The sequence below is a fragment of the Salipaludibacillus agaradhaerens genome (genome assembly GCF_002019735.1).
GTDB lineage: Bacteria > Bacillota > Bacilli > Bacillales > Salisediminibacteriaceae > Salipaludibacillus > Salipaludibacillus agaradhaerens.
In genome coordinates, this window is the sequence record NZ_KV917378.1 from 2,414,201 (window position 1) to 2,437,000 (window position 22,800).

Genomic DNA, 22,800 nt, shown 5'->3' on the forward strand with positions numbered 1-22,800 from the left:
AACGACAATTTTTTAGCTTCATTTTTTATTACGTTACTTTTTCGCCATATTATGTTCATTCAATTTAACTTTAATGAGACGTCGTAGCTCCTTTTTATTTACTTTACCTATCGCTGTTTTCGGAAAATTTGCCATCCATTCAATACGATCAGGCATCTTATAATCAGCCAGTCCTTCCGTTCGTAAAAAGGCTATCAGATCAGTTTCTTTCAAGTCTTGATCTCTAGAGATAACAAAGGCGCATGATTTTTCACCAAGCCATTTATCAGGCATGGCGACGATAGCCACATCTCTCACTGCTGGATGGGCCAGCAAATAATTTTCAACTTCCTCAGCAGCAATTTTTTCACCTGCACGATTAATTTGATCCTTCACGCGATCTATTACTGTTATATAGCCGTCCTCCGAGACACGAACTAAGTCCCCAGTTCGATAATAGCCATCTGCCGTAAAAGCCTTCTCATTATGCTCCTCGGCTTTATAATAGCCTCTAATGGTATAGGGGCCCCTTGTCAACAACTCGCCGATCTCTCCTTGTGCCACTTCATTATCTTCTTCATCGACGACACGAATGTCGTCATAAACTGACATTGGTTTTCCTTGTGTCTGTATAATCACGTCATCGGAATCATTAAGACGTGTGTAATTAACGAGCCCTTCTGCCATGCCATATACTTGTTGTAATGTACAACCAAAGACAGGCGTTACTTTTTTCGCAGCTTCCGCACTGAGTTTAGAACCTCCTACTTGTAGGACACGAAGGGATGATAAATCATAATGCCGTGTCGGAACTGCTTCAAGCCAAATTAACGCAAGAGGGGGTACAATCGCTGTTATGGTGACCCTTTCTTGTTCAATAAGTGGAAATGCTTCATCTGGGCTTGCTCCTTTAGAAAGGACAACTTTTCCTCCCGCATACATCGTTCCGAGCACGCCAGGTGAGCTTAACGGATAGTTATGAGCCGCTGGTAATACGGCTAAGTAAACGCTTGTCTCATCCAGTTGGCAGACGTCTGCACTCATTCGAAGACTATACATATATTCGTTATGTGTCCGGGCAATCATTTTCGGCAAGCCTGTGCTTCCACCTGACAATTGGAAGAATGCCACATCGTCTGCCTTTATGTCTGGTAATGCAGTCTCATTTTCATACAAGTTGTTTAATGAATAAAAATCGCCGCCATCCTCATCTGCCACGATAATGGTATCCACGCTTGTGACGTCTGTTTGTATTTTCTTAGCTAACTGTTTGAAGCCATAACCGTATCCATCTCCTGGAATGATATATGCTTTCGCTTCACTAAATTCACAAAAATAACGAATCTCACTGTCACGATGGGAAAGGAGTGAAAAAACAGGGATAGCGCCAAGTCGGAAAAGGGCGAAAATCACCTCTATAAAATCCAATGTATTCGGCAATTGAACGACGACCCGGTCCTCACGAGATAGTCCGATACGTTGAAGCCCTGCCGCCAACTGATTCACTCGGTTGTCTAATTCTTTATAGGTAACTCTTGACTGATGATCGACGATGGCCGTGCGGTCGCCGTATATGCTAGCACGATCGCTTAACATTTGACCGAACGTTTTGTCTTCCCAGCAGCCCAATTCTTTATAACGCGTTTTTAACTTTTCAGGCCAAGGCTTATAATGTTTCAGCATCCTTTCTCCCCCTTATCAAAACTGCCTCATCTCGAGACATCCCAATCGCTTGCAGCATCGTTTGGAATTTAGCGGAGGTCTCTGCTAGTTCGCCTTCTGGAGTAGAGCCGTTAACAATGCCAGCCCCTGCGAAAAGCTTCAGCGAATAATCTGCCACCTCCGCACATCGAATCGTCACTACCCATTCACCGTCTCCACGACTGTCATTCCAACCAACCATGCCTGTAAACAACCCACGATCAAAAGGCTCAATCGATTGAATCGCCTTTTTAGCAGTGATAGTCGGTGTCCCGCATACTGCTGGTGTCGGATGAAGTGCTTGAGCTAATTGAAGCGACGTCACTTCTTCAGATGCCAGCGTGCCTTCAATAACAGAAGATAAATGCCACATTGTTTTTGTATGAAGGAGCGACGGCTCTTCTGGCACATGGAGTGACTTACAAAAAGGTTTTAACGCTTCCACTACCGAGTCCACAACGACTGCATGCTCATGACGATCCTTTACAGATTTAAGTAAAGCGGATGAACGCTGAGCATCCTCATCCGGATTATGACTTCTTGGAGCAGAGCCAGCTAACGGATTGGCAGTTACTTTTAATCCGTTTTTTGAGATTAATAGCTCTGGACTTGCCCCAATTAACGCTCTCTGACCACTATCTAACGTTGTATCGTCATTTAGGTTCACAGCGAATGTATAGCCGTCAGGGTTCGCCATAGCAAGTCGATATAATAAGTCTCGGATGTTTACTTTTTCTTCCGTTTTGACTTCAAGTGATCGCGATAGGACAATTTTTTTCAGTTCTCCCGTGCTAATTCTCTTTAAGCCTTGATTGACTGCCTGTTCGTATTCCTCAGGCAATGGCACAGGTTTAATCGTGTATGACGACACCGGAGCTTCTCCTGATATATTCGTCATCTGTTTGAAAGGCAGAGCATCAGACCAACTTGTAAAAAGTGGGACCTTTAAATACGCTTGTTGCTCAGAATTGAAAGGTATAGCCCCTACTACTAGCGGATTCTCACTCAATCCATAGCGCTTAGCTTTATCTAATGCGGCATGCACCTGCTCTTGTAAGGAGTGATACTTAGACATAGCATCGTCTCTTAGACATGTGAAGACACCATTAGCCAATAATGTATGATTTGAAGAGGCTAAAAAGAAAGAAGATTCAGGCGTATAATCGTAAAGCAATTGTTCAGCTTTCTCTATATGTGGCATGCTTGTTTTCATCACATGTACCTCCATCCTGATTTAAACTCCAAGTGTTGCCCCACCATCAATACGAATGTCATGCATTGTAATATGACGCGATTTTTCAGATACGAGAAATAAAACAGCATCAGCAATATCTGTAGGTTCAGCTATTCTTTTCAACGGAATTCCCGTGCGATACTCTTGCTTATTCCCATTAATCACACGCTGTCCTCCATTGTCGTCTTTCCACATGTTTCGTTGCATAGGAGTATCTGTAGAGCCAGGAGATACACTATTACACCGGATATTATGCTGCGCCAATTCTAAACCAAGACACTTTGAGAACATCGTCGCTGCCGCTTTAGATGCAGCATAAGCTGACATATCCATCCGTGGTATATAAGCCGCATTAGAACCTACTGTCACGATCACGCCATCCTGGCGAGTGATCATAAACCGGCTGATAGCTTGCGATATATAAAACAAAGCGGTTGTGTTAACGGCAAATGTTGCATGCCAATCCTCCGTAGATAACTCATGTATAGCGCCTGTTTTTAAAATACCAGCAACATTCACTAAAATATCGATGGGACCAACTGTTGTCTCAATCGTTTGTATCAGATGATCAACACTTTCTTTCTCTGTCACATCGCACTTAAAACGGTGAACAGTTTCTTCATTTTCTGCTAACGATTGAGGCGGTTTCTCAACAAATGTCTCGCTACAATCGACCGCTGCTACTGTCGCTCCTTGATTTACCAAAGCTCGAACGATGGCTGCGCCAATCCCTTGTGCCCCGCCGGTGACAACAGCCACCTTTCCAGCTAACCCTTCATAAGTCATCGACTCCACCTCTTTTCATTTAAATTAATGATAATGATAATCATTATCATTTATGTGTATTTTTATAATACTGGTTATGCTCATTAAAATAAATGGTTCTTTTTTACTCTTTTTACAAAAAATAAATTGTTAACGGGTGGGTTCAAAACTTGAAGTATGTTGTTTGATTGCGATGATGAGGTAACAGAAATAAGAGGATAACATTGTGCCGTGAGATAAAAGCGAACCTTCAATCAGGACATTACCGGCGGTTAGCTGTGATAAAAATGATTAAAGACGGTATCCTCCCTGTTTTTAAAGCATAACAGGGAGGCGATCACGACTAGTTAATAGTTAGGAAGACAAGTTTTTCGCATCTGACATAGATGTTTTCTAAGGATCGTATGAATAGCGTATCGTTCGATTAATAAGGGGAAGCATGACAGAACCATGCCCTTCACCGGCAAATTCCACGTATTCAGACGTTAACCCTAGCCTTTCATACGGTTTAAGGATGCCATACATGTTCACAGCACACTGACCGATATTGCTTTTATGATAGCGCTCTTGTTCGCCTAAACCTATTACAACATGAGCCGATATATGTTGATTCACTAGACGATTCGGAAATTCACGGGCTAACCGTATCATTTTATCTGGATGCCAATGGATAGAAGGGCTTCCAGCAACATAATAGTGAAAGGAATATGGGGAGGATAACAAGGCATAAAGAACAAACAACCCACCTAGGGAGTGACCGAATAGGGTCTGTTTTTTTTTATTAATAGAATAGTTCCCTTCTATCAGCGGCTTTAATTCGGTATCTATAAATGACAAGAATTGCTCGGCTCCTCCATGTGGTGGCCACTTTCCCCCATCAGGCTTTAACATAACCGGGGAACCAGTTGTGTAATCAAAAAATCGTTCAGACGAAAATAAATGGTCGGTTTGGTAGCCGATAGCAACAATGATGGCGGGAGACACTCCTGTTTTCTCCTCCCTTTTCGACTGCATCGTAACAGCTTCAAAAAAAGTGCCAAAGACAGCATTCCCATCTAATGCATAAATCACTGGATAGCCATCAGGAGGTGGTTCTGTTTGTGGCACGGACACTAACAGGCGGTAATGACGGTTTCCATGTGAGACGATCTCGTACTGTCTCGTACCGGACAACATGACCTGGCTATTAGGAAAGTCACTCAAATTCATAACTATGACACCCTTTACACACTTGAAGTAGATTCTATTTTTTACATACGTACTTTAAATAATAAATAAACAAAATAAGGGACACCGATAATTGCAATAACAATTCCTACGGGTATTTCAGCTGGAGCCACTACCGTCCTTGCGATAAAATCTGACCCTATGACCAGCAACATTCCGATGAGTCCACAAACAGGCATGATATTTTTATGTTCATTGCCGACGATAAGTCTTGCCATATGTGGCGCCATTAAACCAACGAACGAAATACTGCCTGCGACTGACACACACGCACTAATAAGTCCGATACTACTTAATAACAGGATCGACTTCTCTTTTTCGACAGAGACACCAATGCTTATTAATGACTCTTCACTCATTCTAAAAAGATCTAGCATATACGTACGTCGCATAATCACAGGGACACAAATGAGAAACCACGGAATCACAGCCAACACAAACATCCAATTTGCACTGTAAATACTCCCTGATAGCCAGACTGTGGCCATTTCAAAATCTTGTGCCTTCATTTTTAATGATAGAAATATCGTAAACGCCCCAAAACCTGCCCCTGCAGCAATACCAGTTAATAGTAAACGTTGTGGATCCAATCTGCCTTGTTCCCATGAAATGAGATAAATAATCAAGGCTGCTGCAAGCCCCCCGACTAAGCCATAAATTGGCATTGTTAAAGTAAAGAGCCATGACGTACTAGAGACATAACCTTGGAAAAAGAACATGAAGACTACTATCGCTGCACCAGCGCCACTATTAATGCCTAAAATACCTGGATCAGCAAGACCGTTCTTTGTAATGCCTTGAAGTACACCTCCAGCTATGCCTAATCCTAAACCGATAAGACCTGCTAAAATGACGCGAGGTAACCGGAAGTGAAAAATGACGAGATCAATATTTTCAGACACATTTCGCCTTAAAAAAGCATCGATTAACTGTTGCAATGACACATCATAAATACCTACGGATAAGCTTATGTAAAAAAACACGATTAAGCCTATGCCACCTACTAACATAGCTGTCCTTAACTTAATAAACTTATTAGCGATGACTCCCCACTCCCCTCGTTTTAATTAAATAGAGAAAGAATGGGACCCCTATCATAGCTGTCACTACCCCAATAGGCGTTTCAAACGGATAATTGATATACAAGCTTAAGGAATCACTTAATGTTAGAAAAATACCGCCAATGACGGCTGAACAAGGAATCACCCACCTATAATCTGTCCCAGTAAAAAAACGGGTAATGTGTGGAATAATTAAACCTACAAAGCCTACTTTCCCTATTAAAGCGACGGAGATACCGGTCATAATGACGACAGAAAGCATGGTCAATGCTTTAATAAGACCTTTTCGTTGCCCAAGACCTACTGCTGTTTCATCACCTAATGACAGGATCGTCACAGAATTTGCCAAAGCAAGTGCTAATAAAATACCTGCTACAGCAAATGGGATCGTAAACCAAAGCAAGTCTGGACTCATTTGATGGATTCTCGCATTGTACCAAAAGCTCATCGTTTGCGAGACTTGAAAATACGTAGCTAATGCGGCTGAAATACTGCTAAAAAACGTCCCAATAATAGTTCCGATAATGGCCATTTTCACTGGCGAAAGTCCATTTCTGACGAGAGAAGCAATACCAAACACAACGCCGGTTCCTAAGGCGGACCCGACTAATGAAAGCATGACCATTTGAAGCGACGTTAACGCGGGTAAGAAAATAACCGACAATGTTATGGCAAAGGCAGCCCCATCTGATACCCCCATAATGGAAGGGGAGGCCAGATAATTCCTGGTCATCCCCTGCATTAAGGCACCGGACATAGCTAACAATGCCCCAATTAACATGGCCCCAACTGCTCTCGGCATACGAGAAGTCATAATAATAGTGTGAGTCACATTGTCGCTATCGAATGATAGAAAGGCCTCTATCACATCAGCAGGGTGAATCACCGTTGAGCCACTGAGAATAGATAAGAATATGACTAAGGTGATTGTGATAGGCGAAGACAAAAGAATGATATAACGTAAGTGACGTTTAACTCCCATAATAACCTCGTTCAGCTCTTATTCAGCCAGCGTCTCTTTCACCACATTTAGAAATTCCGTTTTACTCCAAGCTGTTCCTCCCGCTGCCAATGGATCAATGGCATTGACGTAGACGTTATCGGTTTTAACAGCTTCAATGCTATTCCAAATATCATTGTTTTCCAGCTCGTTCAAAGCTTCTGGTGCATCAGCATTTTCAGTTTCCTCAAATTGCACATAAATATGGTTTGGATTCATTTCAGCTAATTTTTCTAATGTGATCATTTCTTGGCTTTCTGCTGCCGCTACTTCACCTGGCACAGTTAAACCTAAATCACTATATAATACTGGGTTAAAGTACACATCTTCCCCGTACACAAAAATGTTGCCACTTCTAATTCTAACCATGATCACCTGCTGATCTTCTAGCGACTTAGCTAAACTTTCAGAAAGCTCAGCCGCATCAGCTTCATACTCCTCAATAATGCTTTCTGCCTCTTCTGTCTTTCCAGTTATTTCTGCTGTCACAAGTAAATTTTCTTTCCAATGTGTTGCAATATGAGAAATAGGAATCATCGGTGCAACTGAAGTCAAATTATCAACCACTTCAGGTTGGAACTTCGATGTCCCTAAAATCACATCAGGTTCTAACTGAAGCAATGTTTCATTACTCGGCTGCATTTTATCACCAATTTCAGTCGCTTCTGACATGGCGTCCCCTAGATACTCAGGGAATTCACCCGCATGAGCCACAGCACCAATCGGGGTAATGCCTAAAACAGCGGCATCTTCCATGGCCTCCTGACTAGCAGCAACTATTTTGTCTGTAGGTACCACCACACGATAATCTTCACCGAGATACGTCACGGTCGTCTCTTCTCCCTCAACCGCTTCGTCTGTGCCACTATGATTCTCATTATTTTGTTCAGCAGCATTTCCTTCTGTATTATTCGGACTTGCCGCTTCCCCTTCTTCATTCATTGTTTCTTCATTGCCACAAGCTGCTAACACAACGCTCATCATTAGCACAAGCGGTAGTAACTTCTTAAACATTCTTTCATCTCTCCCTTTTAGAGTTAACTATATGTGATAATGATTCTCAATTAGAATTATAAATGAGCCTTTGTAGATTTAACATGGACAAATTCCTATTTTATAGATGGATATTTTCCATATTCCTATCCTGTTATTAGCTAAAATCGGTGGGTGTTGCTGAAAATTTAAGGTTGATTGCTGAAAAATTAGAGGGAGTTGCTGATTTTTCAAGGCGCGATGCTGATTATCAAGGGATGATCGCTGAATTTTCTAGGGCCCATGTTGATACCAAGTTTAACCGAGTACAGCTAATACTTCATTCAATACCCGATCGTGGGCACTAGCTGAATATTCCCTCCAAGGGTCAGAGGAAATGAAGTGAATAGAATGATTTCTTACGGCCCTAATATCGTGCCATAACGATGATTGTTTCAGACTTTCCCAACTTTCAAGCGTCTTCGTTTCTTGGCAAACATTCAAAAGGATACTATCTGGATTTAGATGGATAATATCCTCTATGTTGATAGGATCATTCCGCTTGAACGACTTCTCACACGGGCATAAAGAGAGATGTAAATCACCGTAAAGGACATCTTCAATCGTCCGACTATTGTCATAATAGAGAGCACCCCTATGAAATCGTAAGGGCATAATCGTTCCGCCACCTTGGGTATTTTTCAGCTGCTGTCTCGTATAAGCCACTTTTTCATCGTAATGTTTTAACCATGTTTGCGCTTCTTCCTCTTCACCCAAAACGACTGCAATTAATTGAAACTGTTTGCGCCAATTAACTGACTGAGGATAATAAATAACTGGCGCAATTGTATCTAAATAGGCTTTTTCTCCTTGAGTAACGTTATCTTTAGCTAGGATGACATCCGGCGAATGCTTTTCTAAAAGAGCAATATTCGCTTGCCAATCTTTATTAACTTGGAAAGCACTTAAATGAATGGGGATGTCCTTGCGATAGTGATGAAAATAGTACGACGTCCACTTAGGGTGAATTGGGGCAGCAAACGGATAGATATTTAATGCTAACAGGTGACCAACTGAGAAAAAATCATAGGCGGCTATTTTTTTTGTCCGTCTCTCTCGATAGGCAGAAGGTGACACCCCGACTAATTGTTTAAATTTGCGGCTCAAATAGTATTCATCATTATAGCCGACTTCATTGGCAACATCCCGTATTTTAATATCCTTAACTAACAATGATTTTGCCTTATTTATTCTCAGTCTTGTGATATATTCCGTGACACTAATACCAAACTCTTTTTTAAATAAAGACGAAAAATATTTTGGACTAACGTCAATTCTAGAAGCAAGATGTTCAATAGACATATTTTCATGAAAATGATCTTCCATATACAAACGGCTTTTTTCAATCGCTTTGAGTGTATCCTTTGGAGCTGATTCTTTTATATGGTGAATGATCACGTGCAACAATCTTTCGAATAATATTCTTTGCTGAAATAAATCTATCTTACTATTATCTTCTTTCTGGTGTATCAGCTGCTTTCCTATCTCCATCATATAAGAGGTATCACTTACGGCACACCTTCCTCTTAGAGGGAATCTATCGCTTTCTTTATCTTGTAATCTCACAAATGGACGAGGACCATCATTCATATCTATAAAACACTCAAATGTCATTAAAAGATACTCAAATGGTTTATGTTTTGCTTTCAGGCTGTAAACTTGAGATGGATGAATGATACACACCTCTTCTTTAAATAGCAAAAAGCTTTCTTGATCTATAGTAAGGCGTGCCTTTCCACTCTTAACAATAAGAAGTTCAAATGTGTTGGTCAGTTTCGATGATTCCTTAGTCGTTTGAATGACCTCCACATCTAACAATTTATAAATAAAGTACTCCCAGTTAGTAGAAGATTCATGGTGGGTATGTTCGCTCGTCATTTACTCATCAACTCCTTTTCTCATACGAAGGTCGTCATTACAGATAGTGATAATGATAATCATTATCACTAATTATATCCGACTTAGATGCTTTTTGCATTAACGACTTTTCTCACTAGTTCACTAATCATGAGATGTCCTAATGAAAAAGAGGCATTCTCACTTACATGAAAATGCCCCCTTTTTTATTGATATGTGATAATATCTACTTTAAATCCTGCCGTTTCTTCACTGGAATCCATATAGCACTTTTGTGCGTTGAAAGATCCTCCTTCTCGTCTTCTGCATGCCAAAGTATTTCCGGGCCTTCTGCCGCTTCATATAATGAAGTCGGAAACCATTCCGAATATATTTGTCCCCATGTTTCTTGCAATGCTTCCGGATAAGGTCCTTCCACTTCAAACACTGCCCACGTCAATGACGGAACTTCTAGTACTGATAAGTGATCAGGAGCCGCTTTTGTAGTCGCGGCAGCAATATAATAATCCAATGTTCCCCCATCTTCTCTTCCTTCAGAAAAATTGGTACAGACACTTAATAATCCTGAAGGTGTTATATTAGATAGTTGTTTAATTTCTAACGCAGTATCCTCGGATAACGTCTTCCATAAAGAAGCTATTACTTGATTCTCTCCACGGTAAACAAGTGGAACCCGTTTTTTCACGCCCACAATACTAAAATGCTCTTTCTCTTCTAAACGATAGTTCATCTCATTCCCTCCTTTTATCGTTAATTGAAAGGTCATTTTAGGAAAAGCTTTCAAAGTAAGATCGCCTAATCTCACCTCTGATGGTTTTACATTGTGAACACTTTGGAACGCTCTTGCAAATGCATCAGGTGATTGATAGCCATACATCATTGCCACATCAATAACACGTAACGATGTCTCCCTCAATGTCAAAGCAGCCATTGTGAGACGTCTGCGGCGAATGTACTCAGATAGCGTTACCCCTGCTAGAAATGAAAACATTCGCTTGAAGTGATACTCAGAACAGCAAGCGATTCTCGCCACCTCTTTAAAATTAATCATCTCGGTTAAATGTTCCTCAATATAGGCCATGGCCTCATTCATTTTCTCTAGCGATTCCATGTCAACGACCTCCCTTTCTCTTAGAGAATATCATCCATTCCCACTCATCCACCGACTTCTCGTGCACATAAATGTCGGATCCAGTAGCCGCATGTACTTTTTTCCAATTAACATTTAAAATAACATTAACATGACATATTTAAAGGAGAGAATAATGACCTATATTCACATAAGTAAATCACATTTAAACGACCTGCATATTTGCTGTGCACTCGGTGCTAAGCAGTATTCAGCTGCTATCGACGCAAAAAAAGCATGGCTCAGTGACCGTATGAAGGAAGGACTCGTTTTCTACCGACTAGATGACAGGGCAAAGGTTTTTATTGAATATTTACCGGCAGAAGCAGCCTGGGCACCTATCCACGCTCCTAATTATATGTTTATTAATTGTCTATGGGTGTCTGGCCGCCACCAAGGGGGCGGCCACGCTACCCATTTGTTAGACAGATGCAAAGAAGATGCCATCTCACGGGGAATGGATGGTATCGTCCATATAGCTGGATCGAAGAAATTTCCCTTCTTAAGTGACCCACGCTTTTTGAAACATATGGGCTTTAATGTCGTTGATAAAGTTGCCCCTTACTTCCAGCTATACGCACACAAATTTCATGAACGTGGTGTCCAACCCACATTTAAAACCAACAAACCGCTTCCTGTAAAAGAACATGGTATTGATATTTTTTACACTGTCCAGTGCCCCTTCGCAAGCGGATTATTATCTGACTTAGAAGCCGTTGCGTTGGCTAAAGGTATCCCCTTTCACACTTATGAGATTACTTCGAGGGAAGAAGCGCAAAAGGCCCCTTCACCATGGACAACCTTTTCCATATTTTATAATGGCACATTTCAAACGCATCGCATGATGAGCGTTACCAAGTTCGAAGACTTCCTAGAAAACATTTCTACTCGCGGGACTGAAGTCTAGCACTATCGTTTCTTTTTCACCGACGGCCAATAACGACGTTCAACATGTTTGCTCATCGTCTCGAACACGGTCTTCCACTGTTCTTCACGCAATTGATTAATGCTCGTTTCACGGCTCACGTTCAATGTTTTTACAAGATGTGTTACTTGACGTGGGGTAAAGATGCCGCTAAGTGCCCGTGACAACGGCTGCTTCGGATAGGCGAGTGCATAGCTGACTAACGCATGAAAATGTTGGCCGTTCTTATAAGAAACGAGTGGTGTCGTTTTTCTTCGTATTTTTAACACAGCTGATGACACACTCGGAGGAGGCGAAAAATAACTTGCTGGAAGACGCTTTATAATCTTTAAATCAAACCACATACGCCACAAGATAATGTCAGGATTTTTCTGCGGGAAGCTTGTGAACCTTTTAGCTGCACCATATTCCATAACAATAACCCCATTCTGAAGCATTGACGCCGAGTCACTGAGGAGCTTCTTCATAATCTCCGTTGTAATAGCATAAGGGATATTGGCAACCACCTTAAACGGTCGTTTAGGAAGAGGAAATCCTAAGATATTTTGATGAAAAACGTGAATATTGTTAAAACACTTAGCTTTTTCCTTTAAATATGTGGCAAGTGCCTTATCATATTCCACCGCTAACACTCCACAACCTCTATCACTCAAAGGAAATGTCAAAGCGCCTTTACCTGCACCTATGTCTACGACTGTATCTTCAGAACCAATAGACGCAAGTTGAATTAGTTCACGTATCGTCGGCTTATGGTGCATAAAATGTTGGCCAGAAAAATTGGGACCTTCAATACATTTTCGTACCTTTCTGTTTCGTTTATTGTGTTTTCTCATACTCTACACGCCTCCAAATAATTAAAATCACAGGCGATCTGCCTGTGATTTTAGTAAATGGAAGTAACGAAAAGCTAGAAAGATGTATGAAAAAACCTCGTATACTCTACGTGGACGCCCTCTTAGTCAACATTAAAATGAGCCTTTCCCTAAAACATGGTGTACTGGGCTCTAATTTTTGAATACCACTTACCGCTTTAAAAGCATTTTTCTAAAAAACCCCGTCAGAAAAACCCTTTTTTGCGCGACTTCTTTGACTCGATTTTCCAGACGAAAAAAATAAACGGAGGATGACAAGACGTCTCCTCCGTTTATAGCATATAACCTCTAACAAGAACTAAAGGTCGATGATAGTAATGGCACACAAAACATGTTTATACTAATGTATAAAAAGGCAGACTACTTCCTTTTACTCTGCACACAGGCAGAGCCTTCAAACGCTATTCAATTAGCGGTTTAAAGTTTGGAATCTAAGTCTGCTAAATAACATGAATTGGAGCCTCCGTTCTTTTGTAAGATAGCCTTAGCTTAGCATAATGAGTTACTTTTAAGCAATAGACAATATGTGTATGGTGTCATCAAAGTATATTAGTTGATAACACCTACTCCAGAATGTTGTTCAACAGACGACTTAGCTTGAGTAGCTGATTGGACTTGGTAACTATATGGTGGTGTAAAGTTTGTTGTAGAGCTTAAATGACTATTCGGTGTATTAACAAATACATTTCCACGTAAATTCCAATATCCAGTACTCGGACTTCCATAGAACCAACCAACAGGCCCTTTAATAAAACCAGTCGTTGGGTCAGCTTGTCCTGATCCTACGTTGTCAAAATAGTTGTTTTCTACAAAGACACGGGCCCCTACACGACTGTTAATCGCTGTATCGTTAATGTCTTTAAAATAGTTATTGAACATATGGACATCAGCGTATCGAATAAGCGGGACACGTGAATTAAGATTATTAAAATAATTGTGATGGTACGTAATTTTATCTGGCGCTAATGAGGCATTATCAGTATGACCGACGAGCATCGTTTTCCAATGATTCTCAAACTTATTCCATGAAACCGTAATATATTCAGCGTTTCTTTTTATGTCTACGAGACCATCGTAATAATCTGAGTCTCCATTACCTGGAAATTCACTATAAAACTCGTTGTGATCGATCCACACGTTTTTACTCTCATCTGTCACTTCAATAGCCGTGCCTTCTCCCTCTCGCACATGATGAATTGATACATTTTGGATAATGATATTATGGGCGTTTGATAGTCTTATCCCAATGCCATCAAACTCTCCATTTGTTCCTACACCGATAATAGAGATGTTTTTAATTTCATGAGCTTTTCCACGGTGATTTTTAACATCTATAAGGGACTGTGGGGAATTTCCTTGTGTAATCGTTCCGTTTACATAAATCGTTAATGGTTCATCAGGGTTATTACTTCGGCTGCGATTATCTATCAATTGCTGAATTTGCGCTCCGGTGCTTGCATATTCGACACGGCCGCCTGCACCACCGGTTGTCCCTCCATTCATTGACGCATAGCCTTGTGGTCCGTTAGAAGTTGGCTGATTTGAAGCAGCTTGCGAGGCAGGAGAACTAAATGAGATAACTGGTAAAACGAGAGCTAATGCCAGTAACAATTTAAAGACTTTAGTCATGTTACTCACCCTTTCATTTTTGTAAGCGCTTCCTTAAATTCACCTCCTTATTAAAATTTAATAATTGACCCCATATTTTCACCAAATCTCTTAATCGCATCAATTTCTCATCTATAAACGAACCTTCACTCAACACAACTGCCTCCGATATCTCCCGCCTAAATAGAGTTACCTCTCCTCTCTATTTTGCCCCAGGAGGTTGACGGACGCTTATCTATGATAAATCTAAACTTCTTAGAAAAACGGCCATGGGATCGTTTAGTCATCATTGTTTAAACCTTAATGGTGAAAAACTAAGTTTACTCTATCATAAAGATAATCTATTACTGTTACATCATATTGTTATTTTTGTTACAATTTAGTAACTATTATTTTTGAGTTTATGAGTATGTATTTGGCAAGTAAGGAAATACGCTGATCCTTATTTTTATCCATATACGCCATGAGCTTGACACGGAGCCTCTATAAGTCATGGGATTAGGCAACACGGCAAGCTTGGAGCTCGTCTGGTATAATAGCCACCTATCATGACCCCTTCTCCGTATAAAGCCGTGATTATTCATGGTTTGCTGCATACGCTTTTGCTAAATAATGAGTATTATATAGGAATATATTATAAATAATTCCAATTATAATTTAGCAAATTTATGAATAACTAACCATAGAGTTTTATACCTATTTTTGTATTTTAATAGCAATGGTTTTCTATTACTTTTATATATCACCACCGCTTCAGGACTTTAAATGATATTAAAAGTGATATTATTTTTATCTTCCCTTTACCTTCACGCGCTTAATTATCTGCCATCTTGGGAAAACAAGAGTATTTACTAATCATCTATATTAAGTTCGTTTTCTAACATAGTACTATGACCGGTTTATTTAGTGGACACTTCTATCGGGAATCCCGACTGAATGTTTATTCACTTTTAAAATTTTGATTGTCAGCTGACCTTTTAATTATTTATAAAATGAACCTTCAATCAATGGGCGTTTTCGTTCTTCTCCCACTGATTGGTAGTTGAGTAAATCAGGGCTGCATCCGTTATCTCACCCCTATATAGATTTATCTCTTCTCTCTATTTTGACACGGCGTTTTATGGACGGTTTACTGTGATTAAAAAATCGCCTGATCCTTAACCATGTAAGTAGTTCTAACACACATGAAGGAGGCGAAAGATTTGTGTTCTTTTTTATGGCCCGAATTATATATTTTTTCACCAGCACATCATAAATAATATACCTGGTTTTAAAGGAGGTTTTGGACGGGCTATCAACTTTTTCTTTGCATAACATAACTTTAAGGAACATTAAAACTAGATACCACCAATTACAATAATTTACAATTAAAATCTTAATAGAGCAGAATTGCCATTAATACAACCTCGGTTTAATGTCTTTACCTAGATAAGAAATCTTGTCAATAATCGCGTCGTTAATGAGAGTAAATAAACGGATTTTTTTCGGTTAGATAAAGGAGAGGGGCCATTTAGGGGGGATATAGAGGGAAATTTTCCGATTATTCAAAGCAAAACAACCCATTTTTCAGATTTACCGGGTCATTAGCGGAATATCTCCGTCTATTTAAGCTATTGTCATCGCTAATATCTATTTAAGGGGATTTTTTCCGTCTATTTCTCAGATCGGGTTCTTAACCTGATCCCCCAACCGATAAGGAATCCCCACGATCCCAGACGGAAATCAACCTCTTTTTTTCAACTGAAGGAGAAAGCACTTTTTCACCCTCTTCTCACTTAGCTTTAAATACTAAGAAGTTTGGTGAAATTACAAACCACATTTATGGACATTTAATGAGATTTGTTATAAAGATAATTTTATTTAACTTGTGAATGCTAGAAAAAAAGATATAAATATGACAAGTCGCTGTAACTTTATTAATAGACTTCTTTTACTTGATAGAGTCTATCCTTTTACATACAGTCCTTCTATAAAACGAACCTTCAATCAGTGGGGGTTTTACAGACAGATCCTGCGATGGAATAAGGAGAGGACACCTAATCGTTAGGCGCCTCTCCTTTAATTTTTATAATCTCTTAAAAGTGTCCATTAATATTTAAATAGAGCCGCCACTACTTGGAAACCTGCTCCAACTGACCAAAATAAGACATAATCGCCCCTTTGTATTCGTGCCTCTTCCAAAGAATCGTGAAAAGCAAAAAATGGACTGCTCGTCCCTGTGTAGCCGTATTTATTACCAACATAAGCAATCCGTTCATCATCGAGTTCAAAATGTTGTTGGAATTTTTCAATATTACTTAAAGCAAACTGGGATAAACAAAACATCTTAATATCTTTCGCTGTTAAGTTGTTACGAGCAAGTAACGTCTCTATCATATCAAATGTTGGGGGCATACATACAGCGCCATCAAAAGGGAGCCATTTTATGTAGTCAGCTTCAGCAGTTCCTCGTAATGCTTGTGACAAACCACTTTCGGGGTATTTTATTTTATCACGGGTGGCGGAGTTATTAAAACTAATACTATCAATAAAGCCGTTTGATTCAGTCGTTTTTTCGAGAATCACTGCCGCTGCCCCGTCCCCATAATTAGCATACGTAATTTCTTCTTGTGGATTACTGATGAGACTATTGAAATCGGAGCCAACAATGAGTGCTCTCTGCATATACCGATTTGAGTTTAAATAGTGCGCCGCTTGCTCCACTGCTACCGTCATTCCCGCACAGTTGGCATTTGAATCATAGACTATCGTCTCATGGCTAGCATCAATAGCGTCGTGAACATACATCGCATTTGAAGGAAAAGTGGTTTCAGGCACTTGTGTGGAAAAGACAATCATATCCAAGTCCCTGCCTGTGAGCCCAGCTTTTGCTAATGCCCTCTTACTAGCATTTATCGCCATCGTCAAACCATTTTCATGATCATTATCAATAATGTAACGCTTTTCCCTCCCCATATGAGCGAGAAATTTTCTAATATCTTTTCCTTGCCTATTAAAGTGATCAATATAAAAATCATTATCTACAACATTATCAGGGTGATAAATAGCCACGTCTTTAATCTTAATATGATCCATGAAATCTCTCCCTTTACATATATTTCCGACAAACCAACTTAGACATATGCCTTTTTGTATTTAACGACTGAATCGTACTCACCTATCTCACTCTTCCCCTGACAAAGCCCACGATTATTTCTCTATATGAAAACAAGACTTCCTTATTGAAAGTCCTGTCGTCACTCATTCTTCAAACAAAGCGGGCATTATGACAAACTACTATCTCTCTGCCTTTTGATAACGTAGTCACTATCTGAAATGTTACAGTTCAACTATTTCTGCCGTCGTCAGCTTTGTGTTTCTCGCAAGGCGGCTAAGTTGCATTTTTAAAACAGATGACTTGACGTTAAGGATAACCTTTTTAAAGCCACTTTCTTTATACAATGTAAAAGCACCTTCCATAGACGGGACCATTTCTTGCTGTAAAATGTCTAACTTTGAGCAATCAATGTCTAAGGTGTACTCAGTGGCATTGATTTTATCCACTATTTTTTGATATTCATTCACAAAGTTCTCCACATCTTTTGGACTGAATGTCCCATTCACTTCCATCTCTACTTTTTTAGCAGGTGTGTTTAAACCTAATTTGTACTTTTCACTCAACGCATTCATCTCCTTTTTACTTCATTCTCACTTATGAGTATAATAGCCTATAAATTATAATAAATAAAGATTATCCATCTTTTATAAGAGAATTACCCAGTATAAAAATCTACTAAAATTACAATTTTAGCATTTTAAGTAGATCATAAGATACATTCTTTTTATTGGCTAATGTCCAGACTATGTTTGTAAGAATCACCCTCACTCCGCTCACAATTAAATCTTATAAAACCAATCTGCAATCAGTCGGTATTTTCGTCCTTCTCCCACTGACTAGGAGTTGCGTTAACCAGAACATTAGCGGCTATTATCTCTCCCCTCTATGTTGAGGCGGGAGGTGTGCGGACACTTAACTGTGATAAAAAGGGAATGTCACACTTGCGTTTTAACCTACAAAAGTTGAACAATGATAAATTGCCTCTACCGCACCACACGGCCTTTTTACAGATGTGCGTTGTATAGTAAATTGGACAATGTTCATTTGAAAAATCCGTTAGACATTTAGTCAGCAATTAATTGTTCGTAATTGCGGACGGTCCCACTCGGAAAAAAGCTGAATCAGTAGACTCATAAATTCATGCACATCATTCATATGTGACAAGTTGAGCCATAAAAGATTTCATTTCTTCGGATGTTTTATTTAACTTTTCAATATCATCCATAAACTCTGTAATTAATTTTACTTCCTGCTGAGAAGAGTCGTTTATATCATTGAAATCAAGCTGCATTTTTTCAATAGAGTTTTTAATATTACTTAGTGAACTTTCGATATTTGTCGTAGCTTGCTTTGTGTCTAATGATAATTTACGTACTTCATTTGCCACTACTCCAAATCCAGCGCCTTCTGCGCCTACCCTTGCGGCTTCAATGGCTGCATTTAAACCAAGAAGATTTGTTTGCTCAGAAATACCCCGGATTACACTTGTCACATCTGTCACCTTCGCTGAATTTTCTACAGCATATTTGGCATTTTCTGATATTTGTTCACTCGATGCAGACAACTCTTCTGAGTGAGCAGCGATATGCTGTATTTTATCTAGCAGCTGACTAGAAATGCCTTGCATTGTATCCATAATATCTTCTAATTTTTCTTGACGCTTCCGGCTTACCGCCACGTTCATTCCTGCTACTAGACGTCCCTCCTCATTTTTAATAGGGAGTGAAATAGAATCAAACGATACTCCAAACTCCTCAGCTGGAACTGGGACAACAACCGTTTTATTCGGGTCAACCATTTGAAAATCCACGTACTTAGGGGGTAATGGGTCCCCTTTTTTATGTTTAAAATCAAGCTCATTACTTGGGCTGTAAAACACATACTCTTTATCATCAAAAATAGTAATCATTACCTCTTCACGCATGATTTCCTTAATATAAGGCACCGAAGCGATGAGCGCTTGGACGATATCCATAGTGAAAACTCCTTCTAAATATTTCTATATTTTTTACGAATTCGTGTCAATTTTAACACGTTAATCGAGACTTTAATAATAGGACTTTTTATCTATTTTTAGGATATTCAAGATATATTCAATGAAATAGTGACTAAGTTCTGAGAGTATAGAATCATTACCATGATACACACATTATTAATTGAGAGGGTTGAAGGAAATGACAGATTTACAAGGAAAAATTGGAATTGTAACAGGGGGCGGCAGCGGAATTGGGCGTGAAGTCGCTTTAACGCTTGCTAAAAGAGGGGCTCATGTCACAATTGCAGATATTTCTGAAGAAGGCGGTAACGAAACTGTTCAGCTGATTGAAGCATTAGGTGCTAAAGCGCTCTTTGTAAAAACAGACGTCAGCCGTCTTGATGATGTAAAAAATTACGTTCACACAACACTCAACACGTTTAGTCGTATAGATATGTTTTTTAACAACGCAGGGATTGAAGGCCAAGTCATTCCTCTTGCTGATTACCCAGAAGAACTTTTCAACAAAGTCGTTGATATCAACCTTAAAGGTGCTTTTTACGGGATGAAATATGTCATCCAAGCGATGTTAAAAAATGGCGGTGGGGCTATCGTCAATACTGCATCTAATGCAGGGATTGTTGGCTCTCCGGGTGTTAGCCCATATGCTGGCACAAAACATGGCGTCATTGGGCTAACTAAGACAGCTGCCGGTGAATATGCGGCGCAAAATATACGCGTGAACGCTATCGCCCCTGGTCCTACAGCGACCAATATGATGGAGCGTTTTACTCAAGGGTCAGAAGAGGCTCATAATCAAGTTAAAGCCGGTATTCCAGCTGGAAGATATGGGACTCCTCAAGAAGTAGCTAATCTCGTTGCTTTCCTTCTTAGCGATGAGGCACCCATTATTAATGGTGCCGTTTATCCAATTGACGGCGGGCTAACTGCACTGTAAGACAAAGAAAAATAAAGATCATTCAATCGAAACCGTTAATGACCGACACTACTAAAAGCACTGAAAAATGCTTTTAGGTTGGCCAGAGATCCTACCATTAAAAAAAGACTATCATTCACTTAAAATGGCACCAATCACTTCAAATATGATTGGTGCCATTTATAACTTATATATACGCCGTTACGTTCATTGGACATTCAATTTATAGAGAATGTAGTTTTCTTCACCCGAGCTTTCTTCTTCGACAAGCTCTCCAGTTAGGTTCTCCCCACTCTCACCATAATGAGTCACGATGTAATCTAATTGATTATGTCTGTATGGCTTAAATTCAATGGCAAGGTTCATTTCCGCTTCGTCATCAATATCATCAGGATAATTAACAGATGCTGCAAAGGTGCCATCAGGGTTAATTGTCACCACATTTGAATAGCCAAAGGAGATATAATCAGGGAGCTCTACTTCAATATGGATATTCGCGCCCTCCTCCAAGTTTGTCCTTCCAGTCATATAAAAACGTTCGTCATCACGTTCAACTTCAACGTCATCAATCCAAACGTCTACATCCCCTTGATCTTCAGGGAAATTCCATTCGGGTGTTTGTGACGTAAGAGTAACGAATTTATCGTCTTCAGGAACATAGGCTAATTCTGATTTTAATTCATATACTTTTCCTTCCTCATCGCTATCCGCCACATATCGAAATGGCCCTTCTATAAGCTCCAATGATTCCCCATAATGAGCTAAAATCTCATCTGACTGACGGCCAACTCCAACGCTCACTTCAAGCACAATTTCTGTATCGTAAACTTGTGGATGCTGCAATTTTGTCTCAAAAGAACCATCTTCCTCAACATCTACGGTCGTATCATAGCCAACAAATGTATAATCATCAGACTTCGCTCGAATTCTAACAGTCGTTTCAGGCAATAAATTCGACTGACCGTTCACTACATAATGATCTTCCTGTTCTTCAATCTCAATCTCCCACCAACTATCGAAGTCACCTTGATCCTCAGGAGCCTCTTCTACCTCTTCATTAGCCACTGTTGTTTCCACTGGCTCTCGATTATCATTATTATTATCTTCAGTCTCATTTAAATTGTCCGCCTCATTATTACTAGCGGTATCCTCTTCACCCCCTGAAGCATTATTACACCCGACCATAACGGTCATCAACACACCACATATAAGTAATAATTGGGATGATTTTTGTCTAAACATATGCGTCCCCTCTCTAGTTAATAATATATGACTTTATAACGAACAATAGCCATTAAAGGCAATTATACGTAACAGATGCTACACCAATCAACCCCAATCTTGGATCCCCTAGCCATTTCACCATATTCCAGTTCAGGGCAAGAAAGCCTTTAGAGCAGCATAATCACACTTCTCTAAAGGCTGAACTAACAAAGCTATGGCAACTCATTTCCTGCTGAACGATATAATTCATACCACTCTTCACGGGATAATGTGATATTTGACGCTTGGCAAATTTGCTGAATTCTGTCGGGGTTCATCGATCCTATCACAGGTTGCATTCTCCCCGGATGACGCAAAATCCAGGCAATAGCGACCGCAGATGAGGTAATTCCTTTCTTTTCTGCTACTTCCTCCAGTTTAGCGTTCACTTTTGGATAATCGGTGTTTCCGATAAAAACACCTTCAATCATCCCATGCTGGAAAGGGGACCATGCTTGTACCGTCATATGATGAAGACGACTATATTCCAACAAATGACTATCCCTTACTACCGCTGCTTCGTTAAACATGTTTACATTTAATCCGGCATCGATCATAGGTGTATGGACAAGACTGAGTTGGAGCTGATTAATAATCAATTCCTCTGTCACATACTTTTTAAGTAAATCTACTTGCAGAGGATGGTGATTGCTCACACCGAAGTGGCGCACCTTTCCGCTTGTCTTTAACTCACTAAACGCTTCAGCTACTTCCTCCGGTTCTACTAAAGCATCAGGGCGATGAAGCAGCAAAATATCGAGGTGATCAGTTTGCAAGCGCTTTAAACTATCCTCGACAGAGGTCATAATATGTTTCTTTGAGAAATCAAAAAAGCCATCTCTAATACCACATTTTGATTGAAGAATAATGTCTTCACGCCGTACAGAAGACTGCTTTAAGGCTTGAGCAAATACGTCTTCAGATTTCCCCCCTCCATAAATATCAGCATGATCAAATAAATCAATGCCTGAGGCGAATGATGTTTCAATGACTTCCGTTGCCTTTTCTAACGATAACCCGGCCATACGCATACACCCTAGAGAAATATCCCCCGCTTCTAAGTTACTGTTACCTAATGTCAACTTACGCATGTCTTCACTCCTTATAATCAATGATACTAATAGTTTAGCGTATTTAT

At 39.9% G+C, this 22,800-nt stretch carries 18 protein-coding genes; 2 read left to right on the plus strand and 16 right to left on the minus strand.

Features of this window, described 5'->3' with window-relative positions; all coding sequences use genetic code 11:
• Positions 1-33 precede the first annotated feature (33 nt).
• The 9 genes from BK581_RS11250 to BK581_RS11290 all read right to left on the minus strand — a co-directional run bounded on the left by BK581_RS11250 (position 34) and on the right by BK581_RS11290 (position 10,967).
• Positions 34-1,662: a (2,3-dihydroxybenzoyl)adenylate synthase gene (locus BK581_RS11250; RefSeq protein WP_078578267.1), complete on the minus strand. Its 1,629-nt coding sequence runs from the start codon at positions 1,660-1,662 to the stop codon at positions 34-36.
• Positions 1,646-2,893, minus strand: coding sequence for an isochorismate synthase DhbC (dhbC, locus tag BK581_RS11255; protein ID WP_078578268.1), 1,248 nt, complete (start codon positions 2,891-2,893; stop codon positions 1,646-1,648). The genes BK581_RS11250 and dhbC overlap by 17 nt, the downstream gene beginning before the upstream one ends.
• 21 nt (positions 2,894-2,914) lie before the next feature.
• Positions 2,915-3,700: a 2,3-dihydro-2,3-dihydroxybenzoate dehydrogenase gene (locus tag BK581_RS11260; RefSeq protein ID WP_078578269.1), complete on the minus strand. Its 786-nt coding sequence runs from the start codon at positions 3,698-3,700 to the stop codon at positions 2,915-2,917.
• A gap of 372 nt (positions 3,701-4,072) precedes the next feature.
• Positions 4,073-4,888: an alpha/beta hydrolase gene (locus BK581_RS11265; RefSeq protein WP_078578270.1), complete on the minus strand. Its 816-nt coding sequence runs from the start codon at positions 4,886-4,888 to the stop codon at positions 4,073-4,075.
• Positions 4,889-4,929: 41 nt separating this feature from the next.
• Positions 4,930-5,916, minus strand: a complete 987-nt coding sequence (locus BK581_RS11270; RefSeq protein ID WP_078578271.1) for a FecCD family ABC transporter permease — start codon at positions 5,914-5,916, stop codon at positions 4,930-4,932.
• Positions 5,917-5,941: 25 nt separating this feature from the next.
• A complete protein-coding gene (locus BK581_RS11275) occupies positions 5,942-6,949 on the minus strand; it encodes a FecCD family ABC transporter permease (RefSeq protein WP_078578272.1) in 1,008 nt (335 codons plus the stop codon).
• 18 nt (positions 6,950-6,967) lie between these two features.
• A complete protein-coding gene (locus BK581_RS11280; protein WP_095995550.1) occupies positions 6,968-7,981 on the minus strand; it encodes an ABC transporter substrate-binding protein in 1,014 nt (337 codons plus the stop codon).
• A 276-nt stretch (positions 7,982-8,257) separates the two neighbouring features.
• Positions 8,258-9,877, minus strand: coding sequence for an AraC family transcriptional regulator (locus BK581_RS11285; protein WP_078578273.1), 1,620 nt, complete (start codon positions 9,875-9,877; stop codon positions 8,258-8,260).
• A gap of 205 nt (positions 9,878-10,082) precedes the next feature.
• Positions 10,083-10,967 carry an AraC family transcriptional regulator gene (locus BK581_RS11290; RefSeq protein ID WP_078578274.1) on the minus strand — a complete coding sequence of 295 codons (885 nt, stop codon included), beginning with the start codon at positions 10,965-10,967 and terminating at the stop codon, positions 10,083-10,085.
• Positions 10,968-11,121: 154 nt separating this feature from the next.
• Here BK581_RS11290 and BK581_RS11295 point away from each other — a divergent pair, with 154 nt between their 5' ends.
• On the plus strand, positions 11,122-11,892 hold the full coding sequence (locus tag BK581_RS11295; protein ID WP_078578275.1) for a GNAT family N-acetyltransferase: 771 nt from the start codon (positions 11,122-11,124) through the stop codon (positions 11,890-11,892).
• Between the two features lie 2 nt (positions 11,893-11,894).
• Here the strand turns inward: BK581_RS11295 and erm are convergent, their stop codons facing one another.
• The 5 genes from erm to BK581_RS20450 form a co-directional block, all read right to left on the minus strand.
• Positions 11,895-12,743 carry a 23S ribosomal RNA methyltransferase Erm gene (gene erm, locus BK581_RS11300; protein WP_078578276.1) on the minus strand — a complete coding sequence of 283 codons (849 nt, stop codon included), beginning with the start codon at positions 12,741-12,743 and terminating at the stop codon, positions 11,895-11,897.
• 588 nt (positions 12,744-13,331) lie between these two features.
• The gene (locus BK581_RS11305; RefSeq protein ID WP_078578277.1) at positions 13,332-14,411 is read right to left on the minus strand and encodes a pectate lyase family protein; all 1,080 of its coding nucleotides are present in this window, start codon (positions 14,409-14,411) and stop codon (positions 13,332-13,334) included.
• Between the two features lie 2,067 nt (positions 14,412-16,478).
• Entirely contained in the window at positions 16,479-17,465 is a 987-nt protein-coding gene (locus tag BK581_RS11310; protein ID WP_078578278.1) for a ketoacyl-ACP synthase III, read from the minus strand.
• Positions 17,466-17,708: 243 nt separating this feature from the next.
• The gene (locus BK581_RS11315) at positions 17,709-18,050 is read right to left on the minus strand and encodes a hypothetical protein (RefSeq protein ID WP_078578279.1); all 342 of its coding nucleotides are present in this window, start codon (positions 18,048-18,050) and stop codon (positions 17,709-17,711) included.
• Between the two features lie 584 nt (positions 18,051-18,634).
• On the minus strand, positions 18,635-19,462 hold the full coding sequence (locus BK581_RS20450; RefSeq protein ID WP_078578280.1) for a methyl-accepting chemotaxis protein: 828 nt from the start codon (positions 19,460-19,462) through the stop codon (positions 18,635-18,637).
• Positions 19,463-19,661: 199 nt separating this feature from the next.
• On the opposite strand from BK581_RS20450, the gene BK581_RS11325 reads away from it, so the two are divergent.
• Positions 19,662-20,420 (plus strand): SDR family NAD(P)-dependent oxidoreductase, encoded by a 759-nt coding sequence (locus BK581_RS11325; protein WP_078578281.1) that lies wholly within the window; start codon positions 19,662-19,664, stop codon positions 20,418-20,420.
• Between the two features lie 186 nt (positions 20,421-20,606).
• On the opposite strand, the gene BK581_RS11330 is transcribed toward BK581_RS11325, so the two are convergent.
• Together BK581_RS11330 and BK581_RS11335 are read right to left on the minus strand one after the other, a co-directional pair.
• Positions 20,607-21,641, minus strand: a complete 1,035-nt coding sequence (locus tag BK581_RS11330; RefSeq protein WP_078578282.1) for a hypothetical protein — start codon at positions 21,639-21,641, stop codon at positions 20,607-20,609.
• A 194-nt stretch (positions 21,642-21,835) separates the two neighbouring features.
• Positions 21,836-22,753, minus strand: a complete 918-nt coding sequence (locus BK581_RS11335) for an aldo/keto reductase (protein WP_078578283.1) — start codon at positions 22,751-22,753, stop codon at positions 21,836-21,838.
• Positions 22,754-22,800 lie beyond the last annotated feature (47 nt).